Raw genomic sequence first — 19,661 nt, 5'->3', positions numbered from 1 at the left:
CGGAGGCCGGGCGCGGGGTGGTGTGAGGTGTTTCTCAGTCCGCGGCGTTGATCATCGAGGCGGCGGCGTAGGTGAGGTAGTTCCACAGCTGGGTCTCGTGCTTCTCGGACAGGCCCAGGGAGTCCACCGCGTCCCGCATGTGCCGCAGCCAGGCGTCATGGGCGGCCCGGTCGACGGTGAACGGGGCGTGCCGCATCCGCAGCCGGGGGTGCCCGCGGCCGTCGCTGTACGTACGGGGGCCGCCCCAGTACTGCATGAGGAAGAGCGCGAGCCGCTCCTCGGCCGGACCCAGGTCCTCCTCCGGGTACATCGGCCGCAGCAGCGGGTCCTCGGCGACTCCCTGGTAGAAGCGGTGCACCAGGCGCCGGAAGGTCTCCTCGCCTCCGACCTGTTCGTAGAAGGTCTGCTCCTCGAGCGTGCCGCGTGGAATCTTGTTCACCCGTCCATGGTGGCAGACGCCCCGGCGGAGGACTCCGGTCGTAGGCCGCGGCCGGAAACGCCGCCGGGGCGTGATCGGTTGATCACGCCCCGGGGTCGCTCACGACCGGTGGTCGCTCAGCCGCGGCGGACGGTCAGCGTCGTCCAGGCACCGACATGCACCCGGTCGCCCTCATGGAGCGGCACCGGCACATAGGGCTGGATCGGGTCCTCGGCGAGGTTGATCGTCGTGCCGTTGGTGGAGTTCTGGTCCACCACTGCCCAGCTGCCGTCCTGCTGCTGCACCAGCAGCGCGTGCTGGTGCGAGACGCCCGGGTCCTCCGGCGCGCTGCCCAGGTCGATGTCCGGGGACTCGCCGGTGCTGTTGCGGCGGCGGCCGACCGCGATCTGGCCGTTGGCGAGCGGCAGCACCTGCTCGGGGGAGTACGAGGGCAGGTTGAGCCCCGCCGCCTCCGGGCCGCTGCGGCCCATCATCGCCATGAAGTACTCGCGGTCCGGGGCGACCGCCACCACCCAGCCGGCGCCGACGACCGGCGCCGGACCCTGCGGCGGCGCCGCGGGGCCCTGGCCGGTACCGCCGTTCCACTGCTGGTCCGGTCCGGGCTGCTGCTGCGGCGGCATCTGCTGCTCGTACGGGCCGGGCTGCTGCTCGTACGGAGGCTGCTGCTGTTGCTGCTCATAGGGGCCGGGCTGCTGCTCGAACGGGGGCTGCTGCTCGTACGGTCCCGGCTGCTGCGGCGGGAACGGCGCGGGCGGCTGCTGCTCGTACGGGGCCTGCGGGCCCGGGCCGGGCGGCGCGGGCGCCATCGGCGGGGGAGCGGCCTGGGCGCTCGGCGGGTTCAGCGTCCAGTCGTCGCCGCCCTGCTGCTGCGGCGGGCCGCCCTGCGGGCCGGGGCCGGGCATGCCGGGGGGCGGGCCGGGCGGGAAGCCGCCGGGGCCGGGCTGGTCGGGGAAGCCACCGGGGCCGGGGCCGCCGGGCATGCCCTGCTGCTGCGGGGGCTGGGGCTGCTGGGGCTGCGGCGGCGGGAAGCCGTAACCGCCCTGGCCGCCCTGTGGGCCGGGGCCGGGTGCGCCGGGGCCGCCGAAGTCGGGGCCGGGAGCGCCGGGGCCGCCCTGGGGGCCGGGCTGCGGCGGCGGGAAGCCATAGCCGCCCTGGCCGCCCTGCGTGCCGGGACCGCCGGGGCCGCCGAAGTCGGGGCCGGGGCCACCGGGCGGCGGACCCGGCTGCTGGCCGGGCGGGGCATAGGACGTCGGGGAGTTGGTGAGGAAGTTGTAGCGGCATCCCTCACAGAACGGCGCCATCGCCTCACGCGGCGTACCGCACTGCGGGCAGGTCTCCGGCTGACCGCCGGGGCCGGGGCCGCCGGGCATGCCCTGCTGCTGCGGGGGCTGGGGCTGCTGGGGCTGCGGCGGCGGGAAGCCGTAACCGCCCTGGCCGCCCTGTGGGCCGGGGCCGGGTGCGCCGGGGCCGCCGAAGTCGGGGCCGGGAGCGCCGGGGCCGCCCTGGGGGCCGGGCTGCGGCGGTGGGAAGCCATAGCCGCCCTGGCCGCCCTGGGAGTCGGGGCCGGGGCCGCCGAAGTCGGGCGCGGGGCCGCCGGGCGGCGGACCGGGCTGTCCCGGCGGCGGTCCGGGCTGGCCGGGCGGCGGTGTGTTCAGGAAACCGGCAGGCAGGGAGGGCGGCGGGGGGACAGCGCCCGCCATCCGCTGGCCGCACACCTCGCACCAGTCTTCGGCCACCGACTGGTGGCCGCTCGGGCAGGTCGGCATGTCGGTTCTTCCCCCTCCGTACCGATTTCTTTCGGTGGTGCCGCTCGGTACTGTTCGTGGCTATTTCTTCATGCGAACGGTTTTCGTCGAGCGCGTTTCGAGAGTCATCTCGTCCGCCTCGGCGACCTTCGCCTTCAGTCGCACAGTACCGGTCGCCATATCGACGACGTCCACCACCTTCGCAAGGAGTTTCGCAGTCCCCTCGTTCCCCGAGGCACCGGCCAGTTGTACCGCGCGGCCCAGTTTCGCCGTGGCACCGTCGGTATCGCCCGACTTGCGGGCATCGAGCCCCTGTTGAATGGCTTGGGCCAGTTCCGCCTGGCCCGTGTAGTGCGCCACCTGCGGATGGATCGCCGTGGCAGCGGCCACATCGTCCGTCCACACGGCCCGTACGAGGCCCTGCGACAGGGGCTGCGGCGGGCGCCCCGCGGGGTCGCCGTCCGGTAAGGATGTGATCAACGAGACCCGGCCGGCCAGCATTTCCCGGCCGATCCCGGCGGCCGGTACCCGGAGGCAGAGGTGATAGTCGCGGGACTCGTCGCCCCAGGAACCGGTCGGGTAGTCCGCCGACCGCGGACCGGACTCCCGGCACCGGCCGGTCAAATCCGCCACGGTGGGCGCCACTTGCCGGACGAAGACGGTCTCGGCGCCCAGCGGCGTCCACAGCCGCAGCCCGACGTCGGCGATCTCCTTGCCCATCGCCGCCGCCATCATCCGCGTGAAGTCGGCGGCCAGCCCGGCGGGGTCGGCGACGATATCGGCGGTGCCCAGCAGCGCCGAGGCGATGCCGGTGACCTCCTTGACCTCCCAGTCCGTGCCGACACCGCGGGCATCGCAGGTGAACGCCCCGGAGCAGGCGGCCAGGGCGGCCCGCAGCTCTCCCGGCGACTCGTGCTCGTTGCGGCCGTCGGTGAGCAGGAGGGCGTGCCGGATGCCGAGCTCGGCGGACGCCAGCAGCCGCCCGGTCAGCCGCAGCCAGCTGCCGATGGCCGTGCCGCCGCCCGCGGTCAGGGTGCGCAGCGCCGCCTTCGCCTGCGCACGAGTGGCCGCCGCGGCCACGGCCAGCCGGCCGCCGCCCGGGTAGACCTCGACGGCCCGGTGGTTACCGGCCACCACCGCGAAGCGGACGCCGTCGCGCACGGTGTCCAGGGCGGCGGCCGTCGCCTCCCGGGCGCCGCGCAGCTTCGCCGGGGGACGGTCCATGGACCCGGAACGGTCCACCATGATCACCACTCCGGCGGCCGGCCCGCCGGTACCCGCCGCCGGTACCGGCCGGCCCCCGGTCGTGCCGCCCCCGGTGGCGGTGACCGAAATGATGGCGTGAACCTCCCGCCCGCCCTCGGGGAGATAGGGGTTCTGGTACACCTCGGCGGAGAAACGCGGCACCCGGGACTTGGCGAAGTTGGCCATCCGTTCCGCTCCTTGAGACGCCGTAACCGGTCGGTCGGTACACGTGGTGCGTCGTACCCGGCGCAGCGCGCGCGGCGGCATACGGGCGGGGGCGCGCCGTGCCGCGCACCCCCGCCCCCGCTCGCCGGCGGTGCGCCGGTCAGGCCGGGGCCGGCTCCCCCGCCGGAGCGGGGAACGGCACCAGCGCCACGGTGACGTTGTCGTGCCCGCCGCCGTCGAGCGCGTGGGTGACCAGGGTGCGGGCACCGTTCAGCGGCCTTGCGGGGGCGTCGTACGGCAGCACCGCGGCCATCTGCTCCGCGCTCTCCGCGTAGTTCCACAGCCCGTCGGTGCACACCACCACGACACCGGGCCCGTCCGGCTTGAACGTCGCGGTGTGCGGCTCGACCTCGTACGCGTCCGCACCGAGCCACCCGGTGATGGCGTGCGCCCGCTCATCGGCGTTCGCCTCGGCCTCGGACATCAGGTTGTTGGCGACCATCTGGGCGGCCCAGGAATCGTCCTCGGTGAGCCGGGCGGGCGGCGCCGTACGGTCGTTGGGGATCCAGTAGGCGCGGCTGTCGCCGACCCAGCCGACGGTCAGCAGGCCGCCGCCGACCACCGCTCCGACGAAGGTGCAGGCCGGGGCGTTCTGCTGACGGTGCTCGTCATGGGCCAGGGACGGGTCGGTGGCGAGCGCGTCGACCGCCGAGGAGGCCGCCAGGATGGCGTCGTGCATGGCCTGCGCGGGGTGCGTACCGCGCGGCAGGGACGTCCGCAGCGCCTCCCCGGCGGCCTCGGACGCCGCCGTGGACGCCTCGTCGGGCCGGGTCGCCGAGGAGACGCCGTCGCAGACCACGGCCACCACGGCGGGGGTGCCGTCCGGCAGCGCGGCGGCCCGGAGCGCGAAGAAGTCCTCGTTGCGGTGGTGCCGGTGGCCCCGGTCGCTGACCGCCGCGATGCCTCCCACCTCGTATTCCATGTGGTCGCGGGCGCGCGGCCGGGCGTGACCGCAGTGCGTGCAGTAGCCCTCGGCGTCCACGGCGCCGGACCGGCAGGCGGTGCAGACGGCGGTGCCCGGTGCGGGCGTCCCGGCGGCAACGGCGGTCCCGTGTGGGCCTTCTGATGTGGCGGGTGCCACCGGGCCGGGGGCGGGCACACCGGGTTCCGCGGCGGGCGTCCCGGGTTCCGCGGCCGGTGCCACGGGCTCCGCTGCGGGCACCCCGGAGGGCGTGCCGGGCCCGGCGGCGGCCGCGGGTCCGGCCCCGGCGGCGGCCGCGTCGGCGACCGCCTCGTATCCGGCGACCCGCGGGTCGGCGGGCGCCGGAGTCTCGGCCACCGGCGGGTGGCCCGGCATCGGCGGCACGCCGGTGTCCCCGAACGGGAGCCGGGCCTGCGGGTCCGGAGGCGGCGGCCCGGCCGGAACGGTACCGGCCGCCGGGGCGGGCGCCGGTGGCCCGGGAGGCATCGGCGGCGGGGGCGGTACGGCGGCCGCGCCGGGCGCGGGCGGAGCGCCGTACGCCGGCGGTGCGGCGGGCGCCAGAAGTTCGGCGCCGCACCGCCCGCAGAAATTGTCCCCCGCGTCGAGCGGTTCGTCACAGCCCGGACACCGGGACGGCCCAGTCACACCCATGTCACACCCACGTCCTGGGGCGGAAGCGGTTGGCCCGTTCCACCAGTTCGATCCTTTTCTCACCACGCTGTGCCAGCCGTGCCAGCAGCCGGTACGACCGCTCCAGGCCGAAGCGCAGAGCGCGCTCCTCCAGCGGGCTGCCGAGCAGCGCCGGCCGCTCGGCGGCGGTCGCCGCGAGGTCCGGCCCGGCACCGTGGCTACCGGAGATTACCCAGTCCAGGGCGCTGCCCAGTACCTCGGTGGTGAGTTGTTCCCGCCGCTCGGTGTCCAGACCGAAGTCCCCGAGCGCCTCGACCTGTTCGGCGGCCGCCCGCAGATCCCCCAGCAGCGGATCGCGCGGCGGCCGCTGCCGCAGCCGGGCGCGGATGGCCGCGACCCGCGCCGCGATGTAGTGGATGGACGACTCCGGCACGGACTCCAGTGCCGCGACCGCGCCGTCGCGGTCGCCCGTCGCCAGCCGCACCCGGGCCAGTCCGAACGCGGCGCTGACATAGCTGCGGTCGGTCGCCCACACCAGGCGGTAGTACTCCAGCGCGTTGTCCCACTGGTCCAGCAGCTCGGCGCAGATGCCCAGCGCCAGCTTCGGCGCCGGTTCCCCGGGGAAGGCGTCGTAGACCGCGTCGAAGGCCAGCGCGGCGCTCTCGCGGTCGTCGGTCGTCAGCGCCACCAGGCCGCGGTGCCACACCACCCGCCAGTCCGCGCCCCGGGTGGCCGGTTCGGCCCCGCCCCGCCCCGCGGCGGACCACGGCCCGGCGGGCTCGGCCGCGAGGGTCTCCAGCACCTCGTGTGCCGCCGCGCCGTCCCCCGCCTCCAGACGGGCGCGCAGCTCCCGCAGCCGGAGCTCCAGGGAGTCGTCGGGCGCGGCGCGCAGCGCGGCCAGCAGTTCGGCGGGCCCGGCGGCCGGCAGCCCGGCCAGCAGCCCGGCGTTGGCGTCGCCCGGATCGACCCGCGGCACCGGCAGCGCGAGGGCCGCGCCGGCCACGTCCAGGGGGCGCAGCAGCGGCCCGTCGGTGGGCACCTCCACCGCGCGCGCCGGCGCCGCGCCCCGCGCGCCCAGCAGTGAACTGTCACCGTCCACCGCGGGCATCAACTCCGTGTCCGTCACCCGGAGTTCGGCCCCGAACAGGGTCGACGGCGCGGGACGCGGCTCGCCCGACTGGAGCGCCACCACCTCCCGCAGGACCCCCGTCAGCTGCTCGGCCATCTCCTCCGCCGAGGCGAACCGGCGCGCCCGGTCCGGGGCCGTGGCGCGCACCAGCAGCCGGTAGAAGGACTCGTAGCTGCGGAACACCTCGATGTGGTCCGGATCGGGCAGGGAGTCCGCGAAGATGTTCGTGTAGCCCTGGAAGTCGAAGGTGAGGACGGCGAGGGTGCGCGCGACGGTGTAGAGGTCGGAGGAGACCGACGGGCCCAGCGCGGCGATCTCCGGCGCCTGATAGCCGATCGTGCCGTAGATCGGGCTCACGTGGTCGTCCATCCTGCGCACCGCGCCCATGTCGATCAGCTTGAGCTGGTCGTGCTGCTGGATGGCGTTGTCGACCTTGAAGTCGCAGTAGAGGTAGCCCCGGCTGTGCAGATGGCCGAGCGCCTCCAGCGCCTCGATGCCGTACGCGCAGGCCTGCTCGACGGGCAGCGGGTCGCGCCTGCCCAGCGGGGTGCGCCGCTCGTTGGCGAGGTCCTTGAGCGACTTGCCGCCGACGTACTCCATGACGATGTAGCCGTCGCGGCTGCCCGTCGCCCGGTCGAGATGCTCCACGAAGTTGTAGATCCGCACGATGTTGGCGTGCTCGATCTCGGCGAGGAAGCGCCGCTCGGACACCGCCACCGCCAGCGCCTCCGCATCACCGGTGTCCAGCAGCCCCTTGAGCACCACCCACCGGTCGGCGACCGCATGGTCCGTCGCCAGATAGATCCAGCCGAGCCCGCCGTGCGCCAGACAGCCCACGACCTCGTACTGGTCGTGCACCATGTCACCGGGCCGCAGCTTGGGCACGAAGCTGTACGGATGGCCGCACTTGGCGCAGAACCCTTCCGTACGGCCCTCCTCCGCACCCCGCGTCCGGCCCACCGGCGCCCCGCAGTCCGCGCGGCTGCAGAACCGCTTGCGTTCCGGGACCTCCGGATGCGCCAGCACCGCCGTCCGCGGGTCGGGCCGCGGCACCTCCGGCACCGCCACCAGCCCGGCGCCCAGCCGCCCGCGCGACGGCCCGGAGGACGCACCACTGCCCGGGCCGGGCCCCGAGCCGCGCCCCGACACCGTCGAGACCCCGCGCACCCGCCCCCCGCCGGAGCCCGCACGCGAGAGCCGTCCGGACACCGACCGCCGGGACGCCGACGGGCGGGCCGACGGCGCACTGCCCCCGGAACCCCGCCCCGATGGCGCGCTGCCGTCCGGCGCGGGGGCGGGGGAGGGGACCGTCAGCAGCGCCCCGGCCGCCTCCCGCGCGGCCGTCCCGCCCGTCGACACCCGGCCCGTCAGGCCCGTGGGCGACGACGACAGCAGACCGCCCGGCGAGACCACCGGCGCCAGACCGCACAGATCGCAGTAGCGCTCCCCGCCGCCGACATCCTCGTAACTGCCCGCGCAGTCCCGCCGCTGGCAGCGCTCGCCGGCCCGCTCCGTCACGACTCCCCCCGCCCCTCCAGCTGCTGTGGCACCAACGCCTCCTTCGCCGCCTGCTGATAGCGCCACACCGCCTGCTCCGCCGCCCGCAGATCACACGGCGCGCTCCACAGCATCCGGCGCGCGAGGTCGTACCGCTCCGTCAGCAGCGGATCCTCCGCCATGCCGTGGCGCGCGACCTTCGCCCGGTACGCGTCCAGCCGGCCCCGCAGCTCGGCCCGCACCGCCAGCGGAGCGGTCACCGCCGTCAACGATTCGCGGGCCCGGTGGAGTTCGTCCTCCGCCCGCTCCTCCAGACTGTCCAGCAGCGGGGAGAGCCGGTGCCACTGCGCCCGCCTGCGGTAGTCGGCCGCCGCCGCCAACTGCTCGTGCAGCGCCGTCGACGGGCCGCTGACCGCGGGCACCTCCGAGGCGGCGATCTTCGCCAGCACCTCGCCCCGGGCCTGCCGCGCCTCGGTCAGCGTGCGGTCCGCCCGCGACAGCACGTCCCGCAGCTGCATCAGCCGCCGCTCCGCGTCCTGCCGCACGTCCAGCACCGCCGCCACCTCCCGCCGGATGTCCTCCAGCGCACGGGCCGCACGGTCATAGCGCCCGGTGTCCGGCCGCCCTCCGCCCGGCGCCGAACTCCCCGTCGACGACGACACCCAGAACGCCAGCGGATCCGCGATCACCCGCTCCCGCAGCCGCAACAGCTCCTCCGTGATCCGCTCCAGATCGTCCCCCGCCGGATGCTCCCCGGGCCGCACCCCCACCGAATGCGCCAGCGAACGCGTCCGCTGCAACTCGGCCGACAGCAGGTCTATACGGGCCGGCAGCGCCGACCAGACCGCGTCGGCGGCCACGATGACGTCCAGCGACCGCGCGTACAGCCCGTTCATCCGCGCGACGAGCCCCTCCAGGCTGAACCGCTCGTCCGCCGGGCCGTCCTCCGGACCACTGTCCGCCGCGGCCGCACCCGGCACCGTCACCCCCTCGCCGTGCAGCAGCTCCATCAGCTCCGCCAGATCCTCCGCGGACGGCCAGCGGCGCCGCTCGCGCAGCTCACGCGCCGACTCCAGGGCGGCGGTGTACGCGTCGAACAACGACCACAGGACCGTGATCGACCGTTCCGCGGCGGCCCAGCGTTCCTTGGTGGTACCGGACAGTTCGGCGCCCTCCAGCAGACGGCGCCCCGCGTGATCCTGCAACGCGAGCAGCGAGGTCTCGATCGCCTCGTACTCGGCACCCAGCCGCGCCAGAGCGCGATCCACCTCCTCCCGGTCCGGCACCGGGGCATCGGGCCTCCCCGGAGAGCCGGGGAAGGGTCCAGGGACCCCCATCGATCACCTCTCCAATACGCGTACGATGCACGGCGGTTGCGGCGACCCCGTAGCCGCTTGCGGTCTGCTCCTCCCGTCTCCACCTCCATAGTGACCTCATCCGGCCGCTCCTGGGGCGATCGGTCGCGCACACCGCTCCTTGGGGCGATCAGTCGCTGTACTCCGGCGACGGCGGCCCCGATATGCCCGGCAGATCGTCCTGAAGCCATTTGCGGTACGCCCGCATCCAGCGGCTGTCCGCGCCCCCGTCGCCCCGGTAGTCGTCCAGGACCTTGTTGACCCGCCGCACCAGATCCGGGTCGCCCCTGTTCATCGCCACGCCGTACGGCTCATCCGTGAACGGCCGGCCCTTCAGCTCCACCGCCGGATCCTGCGCCGCCTGCGCCGCGGCCAGCGCATTGTCCGTGACCACCGCATCCGCCTCACCCAGCTGAAGCCGCACCAGACAGTCCAGTTGATTGGGCACCGTCAGCACCTTCGCGCCGTGCCGCCGCGCCGACAGCTCGCTCTCGCCCGTCGAACCCGCCGCCGTGCACACCCGCTTGCCCCGCAGCGAATCGTCGAACGCCGCGATCTTCGACGCCTTCGGGGCCAGCACCTGCTGTCCCCCCTGGAAATACGCCGTGGAGAAGGCCACCTGTTCCTTGCGCGCACAGTTGATCGTCATCGTCCGCACCACCATGTCGACCGTGCGCTTCTGGAGCGCCGGTATCCGCTGGCTGGTCGGCACCGCCTTGAAGACCACCCTGGGGTGCGGCCCCAGGATGTCCTCGGCGACCGCCCGGGCCAGATCGATGTCGAAGCCCGCCAGCTCACCGGTCACCGGATCGCGGTACCCCCACCGGTAGGTGTTCTGGTCGACGCCGACGACCAACTGGTCCTTCTCCTTGATCCGCGACACCGCCGGACCGTCCTCCGGCGACGGCCGCAGACTCTCCGCGGCGTTCCGCGCCGTGCACTTCGCGCCCGCCGGCCCGGCCCCCGGCCCGTACGCCCGGTGCGTCACCGCCGGCGCCGCCGCACCACCACGGCCGCGCCCGGCCTCCCCGGCGGCCCCGCCCAGCGCCGGCACCAGCACCGCCGCGGCCGTCGCCATCACACACATCCCCGCCGCGACCGGCGCCAGGACGGCACGCAGATTCAGCAGCCCTCGCGCGCGCATCCCCATGTCCCCCTCACCCGGCTCCCTCACCGGTACTCCGCCAGCCTGCGCCCGATCCCCAGCACCGCGCCCAGCGCCCCGAGCCCCGCCAGCACCCCGGCTCCCACCGGCAGCCCGCGCAGCGCCGCACGCCCCCCGTCCGCCGCCGACCGGAACTCCGCCTGCTCATGGACCAGCGCCCGCTCCAGCCCGGCGGCCGCCCGGTCGAAGGACTCCCCGGTGGACCCCTGCGCGCCGATCACCTTGGCCAGCGCCCCGTCGTAGTCACCGCCCTCGTCCGCCGCCCGCGCCTGCGCGTGCCGCGCCTGCCACTGCCGGACCTGCGTCAGCGCCACCCGCACCGGACGCCGCCCCGCCTCGTCGTCCGCCAGCGCCAGCGCCGCCCCCAGCCTGCTCCGCTCCGCCGCCGCACCGTGGTCCCCCGCACCCGCCAGCTCCGTCATCCCCGCGCGGAAACCGGCCTCGTAGAAATCCTGCCGGCCGTCCGTCAGCACCGCGCCCCGCGCCACCAGCGTCAGATTCTCGTCCCCCCGTGCCCGCAGCGCGGCGATCCGCGCCTCGTTGAGCACCCGCAACGAGCGCGCACCGTGCTCATACGACCCCGTCAGCTCCCCACGCGCCACCGTATGCCCCGCCACCAGCCACCCCAACACCACCAGGGACGCGGCCGTCGCGGCCAACAGGCCCCGGTTGAACACCCGGTTGGTCCGCCGGTAATGCCGCCGCTGCGCCCACCCCAGCGCACCGAGGGCCACCACCCCGGCCGCCAGGGCCCACCACGGCCACGCCTTGGCCGTGGCGTAGTCCTCGGCCAGCCGGTCCGTCTCCGCGTCGTACAACGCCCGCGCCGCCGGGAGAAGTTCCGTCCGCATCTGCTCATGGGCATAGCGCAGATACGCACCGCCCAGCGGCAGCCCCTGCCTGTTGTTGGCCCGCGCCGTCTCCACCAGCCCCGTATAGCGCGGCAGCCCGCCGTTGAGCTTCGCGATCTGCGCGCCCGCCCCGCCCGAACCCCCGCTGTTCGCCGACGCCTTGACCAGCAGCGCGGACGCCGTCCGGATATCGGCGGCATACCGGTCACGCGTCGCCCGGCCCTCCTCGCCACCGGCCAGGAAGCCCGCCGCGGCCGTCGTGTCGGCATCCGCCAGCGAACGGTAGAGACTCGCCGCGTCCGCGGTCAGCGGCTGACTGTGCTCCACCACATCCTCCGCGGCCGCCGCCCGGTCCGCCGCCTGCCAGGCCGCCACCGCACCGAACAGCACCACCAGCAGGGCCAGTACGGCCCCGATCACCCGCAGCCGGCCCGGCTCGGTCGTCGCCGCGGCACGCAGCTCGTCCAGCCCCTCGGCCCAGGCCGTCCGGCGCCCCGCGGCGGGCGGTGACACGCTGCTGGTCGACACGGAACCTGAACCTCCCCCTGGGGCGCTGACGGCGGGACCGGCCCCCGCGCGCAGCGCCCGGGAGCGCTCACGAAAAGGACTGGTGCACGGGCAGCAGTATGTCCGTAGCCACTGACACCCACACCGCTAATGCCCCGATCTTGTTCGGATCGCGATCCGTGAACGGGCCCGCCCCGCACCCCCGCGCCCCGCATTACAGTGGGCGGGAGAGTCATCAGACATCAGGTGTTAACGGACCCCGGGTGTCGCGCCGAAGGGGGAGTGATCTCGTGCAGTCGGTCCGCAAGGGCAGGGTGTCGCTCGTGGAGACCGCGACCGACGAGATCCGCGGCCAGATCGTGAACGGCACCTGGCCGGTGGGCAGCCGCATCCCGCCCGAAAGCGCGCTCTCCGAAACCCTCGGCGTCAGCCGCGCCTCGGTCCGCGAAGCCGTCCGCTCGCTGGTGCACGCCGGCCTCCTGGAGCCCCGGCAGGGCGACGGTACGTTCGTGATCTCCGACGACGACAGCGCGGTCGCCCTCCGCCGCCGCCTCGAACGCGCCGAACTCAGCCATGTCACCCAGGTCCGCCAGGGCCTCGACGTGGTCGCCGCCCGTCAGGCCGCCAAACACCGTACGGACGCCCAACTCGCCGGCATCGAAGCCGCACTGGCCCGCCGCAAGGCCGCCCTCGCCGCGCACGACAGCGAGGCGTTCACCGCCGCCGACGCCGAGTTCCACGTCCTGGTCGCCGAGGCGAGCGACAACCCCGTCCTCGCCGACATCTACCGTTCCCTCAGCGCCGCCCTGCGCGAGGAACTCCGCCGCGCCGCCTGCCTGGACACCGCCACCGCGGCCCCCGCCGACCCGCACTCCCGCCTGGCCGACGCCATCCGCGCCCAGGACCCCCAGGCCGCCGTGGACGCCGCCGTCCTCCTCCTCGCCGGCCACGTACGGGACCTCGCCCTTCCCCTGGACGACTGACCCCGGCGCGGCCGGCCCGGCCACTGGACGACTGACCGCCCGCCCGCCGCGCGCACCCGCCGGCGGCGTGCGCACCACCTCGTCGCGCCCCCGGTTCACTCCCACGCGCCGCTGCGCCGCTCACCCACCTCTGGCTACGCTGAGTGACGAAGGTTGATCCTCGCCCAGCGACCGACACGGGTCCACCCGTGCCCGACACATCCGGAGGCAGCGCCATGCGACGCGTGAAAAAGCTCCTCGGCGGCCGCGCCGCCGCCACGGCGGGCAGTGGCGCCACCCCGGACAACAGCCCTCCGGCCAGGGGCTTTCTGACCATCGGTGGTACTACGTACGTCGACCCTCAAGGCAGCTATCCCCTCGCTCACCGCCTGGACGGCTCTGCCACCCTCATCGTCAACGACACGGATCAGTACGTCACCGTGGTTACGGAGCGCGGTCGGGATCAGGGGCGTGGTTGTGGTCAGGGGTGCGGTCGTGGTCGTGATCTCGGTCGGGATCACGATTGTGAGCACCATGATCCGCCTCTGATCGCGAACCAGGGCGCGCCTGCGTCGGGTGAGGCCGCTGCGGCGGGGCAGGGCCAGGCATCGGGGCGCGGTCTGGGCCGGGACCTTGTGCTTGCCCCCGGGGAGCGCGCGGAGACTTGGCGGGGGGACAGCGTGCGGGTGGGGTGAGGTGGAGGCGGGGGTGGGGAGGGGTGGGGTGGGGGAGGGGGAGGCCCCCAAAGGGGAGCGGGCTCGACGCCCAAACCTCAACGCCCGAGCCCCAACGCCCGCCCCCGCCCCGCCCTCATCCCCAATCCGCACTCCCTACCCCCAGGCCCACCAGCCCCGCACTCCCTACCCCCAAGCCCCCCTGACCCGCTCGTAAGCCCCCGGCCCCGCTCCTGCTCGGTCCAAGGTGTCGAGGGCGGCGCCCAGTACGGGTGGGGCGGTCATCACATGGGGGAGGGCCTTGGGGGCGTGCTGTGTGAGGAGTTGGGTCAGGTGGTTGTGGAGGAAGGGGTGGCGAGCGGTCAGGACGCCGCCGCCGAGGATGACGGGGGTGGGCTCGTCGAGGAGGCCGAGTCGGTCCAGGGCGACGCGGGCAAGTAGGGCGATCTCCTCCGCCTGACGGGTTACGAGGGCGCGGGCGAGGTGGTCGCCGGCGGTGGCGACGGCGAAGAGGACCGGGGGCAGCTCGTGGCGGCGGTGGCCGGGGATCTCGTGCAGGTGGAGTGCCTCGATCAGTTCCCGCATGGTGGTCAGGCCGAAGTGGGCAGGCAGTGCACGGGCCAGCTCGGTCGGTGCGCCACGGCCGTCCTCGGCGCGGGCCGCGCACCACAGTGCCTCGTCGGCGAGGTGCGCACCACCGCCCCAGTCCCCGGAGATCTTTCCGATGGAGGGGAAGCGTGCGGTGGCTCCGTCGCGTCCGATGCCGACGCAGTTGATGCCGGCCCCGCAGACGACGGCGACGCCCACCGGCTTCCCGTCGTCCGGCAGTCCGGCCCGCAGCAGGGCGAAGGTGTCGTTGCGGACGGCCACCGTTCCCGCCCACCCCCGCCGTGTGATCTCGGCGGTCAGCCGGGCCTCCTCGATGGGGAGGTCGGCGTTGGCGAGAAAGGCCGAGAGATGGTCGACGGGCACCGCCCCTCCAGTCGCGACGGGCCCTACCCCTCCAGCCGCCCCGGCAGGCCCCGCCGCCCCGGCAGACCCCGCCACCCCAACAACCCCCGCCACGCCCACCACACCGGCCTCGGCCAGTACAGAAGCCACCAGCGGCGCCAGGGCGTCGACCGCTCGTTCGACGCCCACCGCTGGCGGCTGGAAGCCGCCGCCGCGGGCCGTTGCGAGGATGCTCCCGTCCGTGGCGACCAGCGCCACATCGGTCTTGCTGTTGCCGGCGTCGATGGCGAGCGCCATGCCCGTCAGGCCCACGTCAGATGCTCCCGGTTGTGCGCGATCAGCTCGTCGGTGAGCTGGTCCGCGTGGTCGAGCTGGCCGATGAGGGGGTGGGCGAGGAGGGCGGAGTAGACGGCTCGGCGTCCCTCGGCGCGGCCGGTGTTGCGGCCGGTGCCGCTCAACAGGGCTGCTTCCAGGGCGAGCTGTTCGTAGGCGGTGACGTGGGCGATCAGTCCGGCGTACTGCGGTTCCAGGGGGCGCACGGGGAGCGGCGCGGCGCCTGTCGCGTGCACGGTCGCGGGGGCCTCGATCACCGCGTCGTCGGGGAGGAAGGGGAGGGTGCCGTCGTTGCGGGTGTTGACGATCTGGGTGTCGCCGGTGTCGCGCAGCAGCGACGAGGTCAGTGCCACCGCGGCTTCCGAGTAGTAGGCGCCGCCGCGCCGGGACAGCAGCTCCGGTTTCTCGTCGAGCGCCGGGTCGCCGTACAGGGTGAGCAGCTCCCGTTCGATGGCGGCGACCTCCGCCGCGCGGGACGGTTTGCCGCGCAACTCCCTTACCACTGCGTCGTGTTGGTAGTAGTAGCGCAGATAGTAGGAGGGGAGGGCGCCGAGGTGGTCGAGGAGGGTGCGGGGCATCCGTAGTTTGGCGGCGAGGGTGTCGCCGTGTGCGGACAGCAGCTCGGGGAGGACGTCTTCGCCCGCGACGCGTACGGACCGTTCCCAGGTGAGGTGGTTCAGGCCGATGTGCTCCAGCGCGACCTGGTCGGGGGCGACGCCCAGCAGGGTGGCGAAGGTCCGCTGGAAGCCGATGGCGACGTTGCACAGGCCGACGGCCCGGTGGCCGTGGGTGAGCAGGGCCCGGGTGACGATGCCGACGGGGTTGGTGAAGTCGACGATCCAGGCCGCGGGGTTGCGGCGGCGGACCCGTTCGGCGATGTCGAGGACGACGGGGACGGTGCGCAGCGCTTTGGCGAGGCCGCCGGCGCCGGTGGTCTCCTGGCCGACGCAGCCGCACTCCAGCGGCCAGGTCTCGTCCTGGTTGCGGGCGGCCTGGCCGCCGATGCGCAGTTGCAGCAGGACGGCGTGGGCCCCGTCGGTACCGGCGTCCAGGTCGCCGGTCCAGGAGATCCGGCCCGGGTGCCCCTGTTTGGTGAAAATACGCCGGGACAGTCCGCCCACCAGCTCCAGCCGCTCCGTATCCGGGTCGATGAGGACGAGTTCCTCCAGCGGCAGCAGATCACGCAGCCGCGCGAAACCGTCGATGAGTTCGGGGGTGTAGGTGGAGCCGCCGCCGACCACGGCGAGCTTGATACGGGGGTGCGGGGTGCGTTCCTGGGGAGACGGCATACAGATCAGCCCTTCACTCCGGTGAGCGTGGCGCCTTCGACGAAGGCATACGGAACGAGCGGCGCGGCGCCGGCCGACGCCACGGAAAGCCGGATACGTCTCCGTACGAGCGGCATGGCGGACTTCCTTCACGGCTGCGGGAGTCGGGGAGTCGGGGAGTCAGGGAGGTGTCGCGGGTCCTCCTCACGCGGTCGGCGGTCGGCGGTCGGCGGTCGGCAATCGGCCGGTGGTCGGCCGGTGGTCGGGTCGACGGCAGCCCGGCCCGCGGACCCGGCCATCAGCCCGTGTGGAACACCGCGTCGCGCGCCGCGGTGAGTGCGGTCCGCAGGGCGCCGAGGAGGATCGGATCGCCGTTCAGGTGGCTGAGGCGCAGGGCGGGGCAGGGCAGTGCGAGCCCGGTGAATTCCTCCTCGACCAGGGCGCGCAGGGCCTCGCCCCCGACCCGGGCCACCTCGCCGGAGAGCACGATGAGTTGGGGGTCGACGACCGCCACCACGGCGGCCAGCCCGGTCGCCAGCCGCCGCGCGACCTCGGCACGCACCGCGTCGAGCGCCAGGGCTTGGGTGACCGTACGGACGTCGGAGGACCCGTACTCCCGGCCCAGTTCGATGACGCTCGGTGCGCCGACCAGCCGCTGGAAGCCGCCGCCCGCGTCCGGCCGGGCGGCGTCGCGTGGGCCGCCCCGGGCCGGCGGGGCGCCGGGCAGCGGCATATAGCCGATCTCGCCCGCGCCGCCGGTGGCGCCGCGCAGCAGTCGTCCGCCCAGCACGAGGGCGGCGCCCACTCCCTTGTCGGCCCACACCAGCACGAAGTCGTCGCAGCCCTGGGCGGCCCCGTCATGCTGTTCGGCGACCGCCGCAAGATTCACATCATTTTCGAGCGTGACCGGTATACCCAGCGCCTCGGCCAACTCCTCCTTCAGGGCCCGCGCGTGCCAGTCCGGCAGGTGGGGTGCGTAGCGCAGCCGGCCGGTCCGCGGGTCCAGTGCGCCGGGCGTGCCGATGACCGCCCCGTGCAGCCGCTCGCGCTCCAGCCCGGCCCTGGCCAGCGCCCCGTCGACGGCCCGCGCGACCAGCTGGGCGGTCCGGTCCGGCGGGTGGCCGGCGATCGCGTCGCTGCCGGCCCGTGCCTCGCCGAGCACCTGCCCGGTGATGTCGGCGACCGCGGCGGTGACTCCCAGCTGATCGACGGCCAGTGCGGCTACGTGTGCCGCCGCCGGGTTGATCGCGTACAGCTGCGCACTGGGGCCCGGCCGCCCGGTCTCGTTGCCGGTGGTCCGCACCAGCCCCGCGGCCTCCAAACGGGCCAGCAGCTGCGAGGCGGTGGGCTTCGACAGCCCGGTCAGCTCCCCGATCCGGGTACGGGTCAACGGGCCCTGCGACACCAGCAGATCGAGCGCGGCCCGGTCGTTCATGGCCCGCAGCACCCGCGGCGTCCCGGGGATCCGCGGCCCCGACTGCGCACCGGACATGACCTCACCCCGTTCACCGGCGGCCGGGAAGAGCGAGCGACCCAGCCTCTGTTAAGAAACCTTCCCATCGATCCGACAGGAAAGTAGGCCGCGGCCGTCGAAGCGTCAATGGGCCGAGCGGGGCAGCAACTCAAGGGCAACAAGCGGCCCGGCCCCCTCGGGGCCCTTCGGATCCCCGGCCCCCGGACAACAAATGGCGAAGGGGCGTACCAACGACCTCGTCGGTACGCCCCTCCCCCCTCACGGGAGCCCTCAGGCAGTCGCAGTCGCAGTCGCCACCCCGCGACCGGCTACTTCCCCAGCTTGGACGGCGACGCGATCGGGTTCGTCGCCATGGACTGGGGGGACAGCGGGTTGTTGAGGGCCGAGGGGGCGGCCATGCCGGCGGCGGGGTCGGTGACCTCCGCCTCCTCGTCCTCGGGGAGCGGGCGCGGGGCGAGGTGGACGCCGGCCGCGTCCAGGGCGTGCTTGATGCGCCAGCGCAGTTCGCGCTCCACACCGAGGGCCTTGCCGGGCATGGTCTTGGCCGCGACGCTGATGGTGACCGTGTCCAGGTGCACCTCGCTCAGGCCGAGCACCTGCACCGGCTCCCACAGCTGCTCGTTCCAGGGCTCGGACTTCGACATCTCCTCACCGGCGGTGGTGATGGTGTCGCGGGCGCGCTGGAGATCCTGGTCGGCGGCGATCTCCACGTCGACGGCGGCAGTGGACCAGCCCTGGCTGAGGTTGCCGATCCGCTTGACCTCGCCGTTGCGGATGTACCAGATCGCGCCGTTGGGGCCGCGCAGCTTGGTGACGCGCAGGCCGACCTCGATGACCGTGCCGGTGGCGACCCCGGCGTCGATCTCGTCGCCGACGCCGTACTGGTCCTCCAGGATCATGAAGACGCCGGAGAGGAAGTCGGTGACGAGGTTGCGGGCGCCGAAACCGATGGCGACACCGGCGACACCGGCGCTCGCCAGCAGCGGCGCCAGGTTGATCTTCAGGACGGAGAGCACCGTCAGGGCGGCCGTGCCCATGATCACAAAGGAGGCGACGCTGCGCAGCACCGAGCCGATGGCCTCGGAGCGCTGCCGGCGTCTCTCGGCGTTGACGAGCAGTCCGCCCAGCGCGGTGCCCTGGGCGGCGGCCGCGGTGCGGTTCATCCGCTCGATGAACTTGGTGATGGTGCGGCGAATCACATGCCGCAGCACCACCGCGATCACCAGGATCAGCACGATTTGCAGGCCGGACGTGAGCCACGTCCCCCAGTTCTCCTGCACCCAGCCGGCGGCGTTGGTGGCCTTCTCCGTGGCGTCGTCGAGCGAAGTCGGGCCGGAGGAGCCGGGTGTGGCGGCGCTCAGGTGCGCGGCAGCGGCCGGCGAAGCGGACCAGAACACAGTCGAACCTTCCGTGTGGGACAGCAGACCCGGGCCTCGGTGGGACCCCAGGGGACCGGGCAGACCAACCACACTAACGGGGCAATGAGAACGGTCCGCGCTCTTGTTCGAACGGGCAGGTTTTGCGCGGGCCGGAAAGAGCGGGATCCGGACAGCGCCGCGAGGGTGTGGTGGAAAACACCTCCGGGCCGTTACTCGGTCATGGTGGCGCTCCGACCAGGCAGCGGGGGACACTGTGGGGAGATCGTCCCGGCGCGAGCCACGCGCCGCCGGCGTACAAGGAGGCACCCGTGCCGCATGTCCTGGTCCTCAACGCGTCGTACGAGCCGCTCGGCGTCGTACCGCTCCGCCGCGCGCTCATCCTCGTCCTCAATGAGAAGGCAGTCAGCCTCGAGGAGTCCGGCGCCCTGATGCACAGCGCGACCCGTGTCGTCCCTGCTCCGAGCGTGGTCCGCTTGAAGCGATTCGTGCGGGTGCCCTTTCGGGGCCCCGTGCCCCTGACCCGCCGGGCGCTGTTCGCCCGTGACGGCGGGCGCTGTATGTACTGCGGTGGCGTCGCAACCAGCGTCGACCACGTCATCCCGCGCAGCCGCGGAGGTCAGCACACCTGGGAGAACGTCGTCGCCGCCTGCCGGCGCTGCAATCACGTCAAGGCCGACCGCCATGTCGCCGAGATCGGCTGGCGGCTGCGGCATCAGCCCGCCCCGCCGTCAGGGCTGGCGTGGCGGATCATCGGTACGGGCCATCGTGACCCGCGCTGGCTGCCGTATTTGCAGCCGTACGGCGCGGATGACGCCCTGGCCCGGATCGACGCCGTATCGGCGTAGGTCCGGGATTTTCCGTCCGGGGGCCGTGGGGGCGGCGCCGTGTGCGCGGCTCCCCACGGCCCCCG

The 19,661-nt window shown here is 74.1% G+C and carries 14 protein-coding genes; 2 read left to right on the top strand and 12 right to left on the bottom strand.

Annotation, left to right across the window (positions count from 1 at the left end):
• Nucleotides 1–34: 34 nt before the first annotated feature.
• From ACZ4XD_RS32470 to ACZ4XD_RS32435, 8 genes are all read right to left on the bottom strand, one after another.
• Nucleotides 35–439 (bottom strand): globin, encoded by a 405-nt coding sequence (locus tag ACZ4XD_RS32470; RefSeq protein ID WP_042154860.1) that lies wholly within the window; start codon nucleotides 437–439, stop codon nucleotides 35–37.
• Between the two features lie 116 nt (nucleotides 440–555).
• Nucleotides 556–2,205, bottom strand: coding sequence for an FHA domain-containing protein (locus ACZ4XD_RS32465; RefSeq protein ID WP_468048028.1), 1,650 nt, complete (start codon nucleotides 2,203–2,205; stop codon nucleotides 556–558).
• A 60-nt stretch (nucleotides 2,206–2,265) separates the two neighbouring features.
• Entirely contained in the window at nucleotides 2,266–3,615 is a 1,350-nt protein-coding gene (locus ACZ4XD_RS32460) for a vWA domain-containing protein (RefSeq protein WP_468048026.1), read from the bottom strand.
• A gap of 139 nt (nucleotides 3,616–3,754) precedes the next feature.
• On the bottom strand, nucleotides 3,755–4,951 hold the full coding sequence (locus tag ACZ4XD_RS32455) for a PP2C family protein-serine/threonine phosphatase (RefSeq protein ID WP_468048040.1): 1,197 nt from the start codon (nucleotides 4,949–4,951) through the stop codon (nucleotides 3,755–3,757).
• A gap of 277 nt (nucleotides 4,952–5,228) precedes the next feature.
• Nucleotides 5,229–7,853 (bottom strand): serine/threonine-protein kinase, encoded by a 2,625-nt coding sequence (locus ACZ4XD_RS32450; RefSeq protein WP_468048024.1) that lies wholly within the window; start codon nucleotides 7,851–7,853, stop codon nucleotides 5,229–5,231.
• A complete protein-coding gene (locus ACZ4XD_RS32445) occupies nucleotides 7,850–9,169 on the bottom strand; it encodes a hypothetical protein (protein WP_468048022.1) in 1,320 nt (439 codons plus the stop codon). Before ACZ4XD_RS32445 ends, ACZ4XD_RS32450 begins: the two co-directional genes overlap by 4 nt.
• 148 nt (nucleotides 9,170–9,317) lie before the next feature.
• Entirely contained in the window at nucleotides 9,318–10,331 is a 1,014-nt protein-coding gene (locus tag ACZ4XD_RS32440; RefSeq protein WP_468048020.1) for a glutamate ABC transporter substrate-binding protein, read from the bottom strand.
• Between the two features lie 26 nt (nucleotides 10,332–10,357).
• Entirely contained in the window at nucleotides 10,358–11,731 is a 1,374-nt protein-coding gene (locus ACZ4XD_RS32435) for a hypothetical protein (protein WP_468048018.1), read from the bottom strand.
• Nucleotides 11,732–12,000: 269 nt separating this feature from the next.
• Between ACZ4XD_RS32435 and ACZ4XD_RS32430 the strand changes: the two genes are divergently transcribed.
• Nucleotides 12,001–12,693, top strand: coding sequence for a FadR/GntR family transcriptional regulator (locus ACZ4XD_RS32430; RefSeq protein WP_398834544.1), 693 nt, complete (start codon nucleotides 12,001–12,003; stop codon nucleotides 12,691–12,693).
• 839 nt (nucleotides 12,694–13,532) lie between these two features.
• Here ACZ4XD_RS32430 and ACZ4XD_RS32425 read toward each other — a convergent pair.
• From ACZ4XD_RS32425 to ACZ4XD_RS32410, 4 genes are all read right to left on the bottom strand, one after another.
• The gene (locus tag ACZ4XD_RS32425; RefSeq protein ID WP_468048016.1) at nucleotides 13,533–14,609 is read right to left on the bottom strand and encodes an N-acetylglucosamine kinase; all 1,077 of its coding nucleotides are present in this window, start codon (nucleotides 14,607–14,609) and stop codon (nucleotides 13,533–13,535) included.
• Nucleotides 14,600–15,883, bottom strand: a complete 1,284-nt coding sequence (locus ACZ4XD_RS32420) for a 6-phospho-beta-glucosidase (RefSeq protein ID WP_468048038.1) — start codon at nucleotides 15,881–15,883, stop codon at nucleotides 14,600–14,602. Before ACZ4XD_RS32420 ends, ACZ4XD_RS32425 begins: the two co-directional genes overlap by 10 nt.
• 313 nt (nucleotides 15,884–16,196) lie before the next feature.
• A complete protein-coding gene (locus ACZ4XD_RS32415; protein ID WP_468048014.1) occupies nucleotides 16,197–17,390 on the bottom strand; it encodes an ROK family transcriptional regulator in 1,194 nt (397 codons plus the stop codon).
• A gap of 290 nt (nucleotides 17,391–17,680) precedes the next feature.
• Nucleotides 17,681–18,769 (bottom strand): mechanosensitive ion channel family protein, encoded by a 1,089-nt coding sequence (locus tag ACZ4XD_RS32410; protein ID WP_468048012.1) that lies wholly within the window; start codon nucleotides 18,767–18,769, stop codon nucleotides 17,681–17,683.
• Nucleotides 18,770–19,059: 290 nt separating this feature from the next.
• Here ACZ4XD_RS32410 and ACZ4XD_RS32405 point away from each other — a divergent pair, with 290 nt between their 5' ends.
• Complete coding sequence (locus tag ACZ4XD_RS32405; protein WP_018538909.1) at nucleotides 19,060–19,596, top strand: HNH endonuclease; 537 nt, start codon at nucleotides 19,060–19,062, stop codon at nucleotides 19,594–19,596.
• Nucleotides 19,597–19,661: the final 65 nt, after the last annotated feature.

This window comes from Streptomyces sp. NPDC029466, from assembly GCF_055574515.1.
The sequence above is the reverse complement of the archived record's forward strand: the minus strand, read 5'-3'. Positions and strand labels throughout refer to the sequence as shown.

Excerpts from the sequence above, each read along its gene's own strand:
- ACZ4XD_RS32465 (WP_468048028.1), bottom strand. The coding sequence starts at position 2,205 with ATGCCGACCTGCCCGAGCGGCCACCAGTCGGTGGCCGAAGACTGGTGC.
- ACZ4XD_RS32460 (WP_468048026.1), bottom strand. The coding sequence starts at position 3,615 with ATGGCCAACTTCGCCAAGTCCCGGGTGCCGCGTTTCTCCGCCGAGGTG.
- ACZ4XD_RS32455 (WP_468048040.1), bottom strand. The coding sequence starts at position 4,951 with ATGCCGGGCCACCCGCCGGTGGCCGAGACTCCGGCGCCCGCCGACCCG.
- ACZ4XD_RS32445 (WP_468048022.1), bottom strand. The coding sequence starts at position 9,169 with ATGGGGGTCCCTGGACCCTTCCCCGGCTCTCCGGGGAGGCCCGATGCC.
- ACZ4XD_RS32440 (WP_468048020.1), bottom strand. The coding sequence starts at position 10,331 with ATGCGCGCGCGAGGGCTGCTGAATCTGCGTGCCGTCCTGGCGCCGGTC.
- ACZ4XD_RS32415 (WP_468048014.1), bottom strand. The coding sequence starts at position 17,390 with ATGTCCGGTGCGCAGTCGGGGCCGCGGATCCCCGGGACGCCGCGGGTG.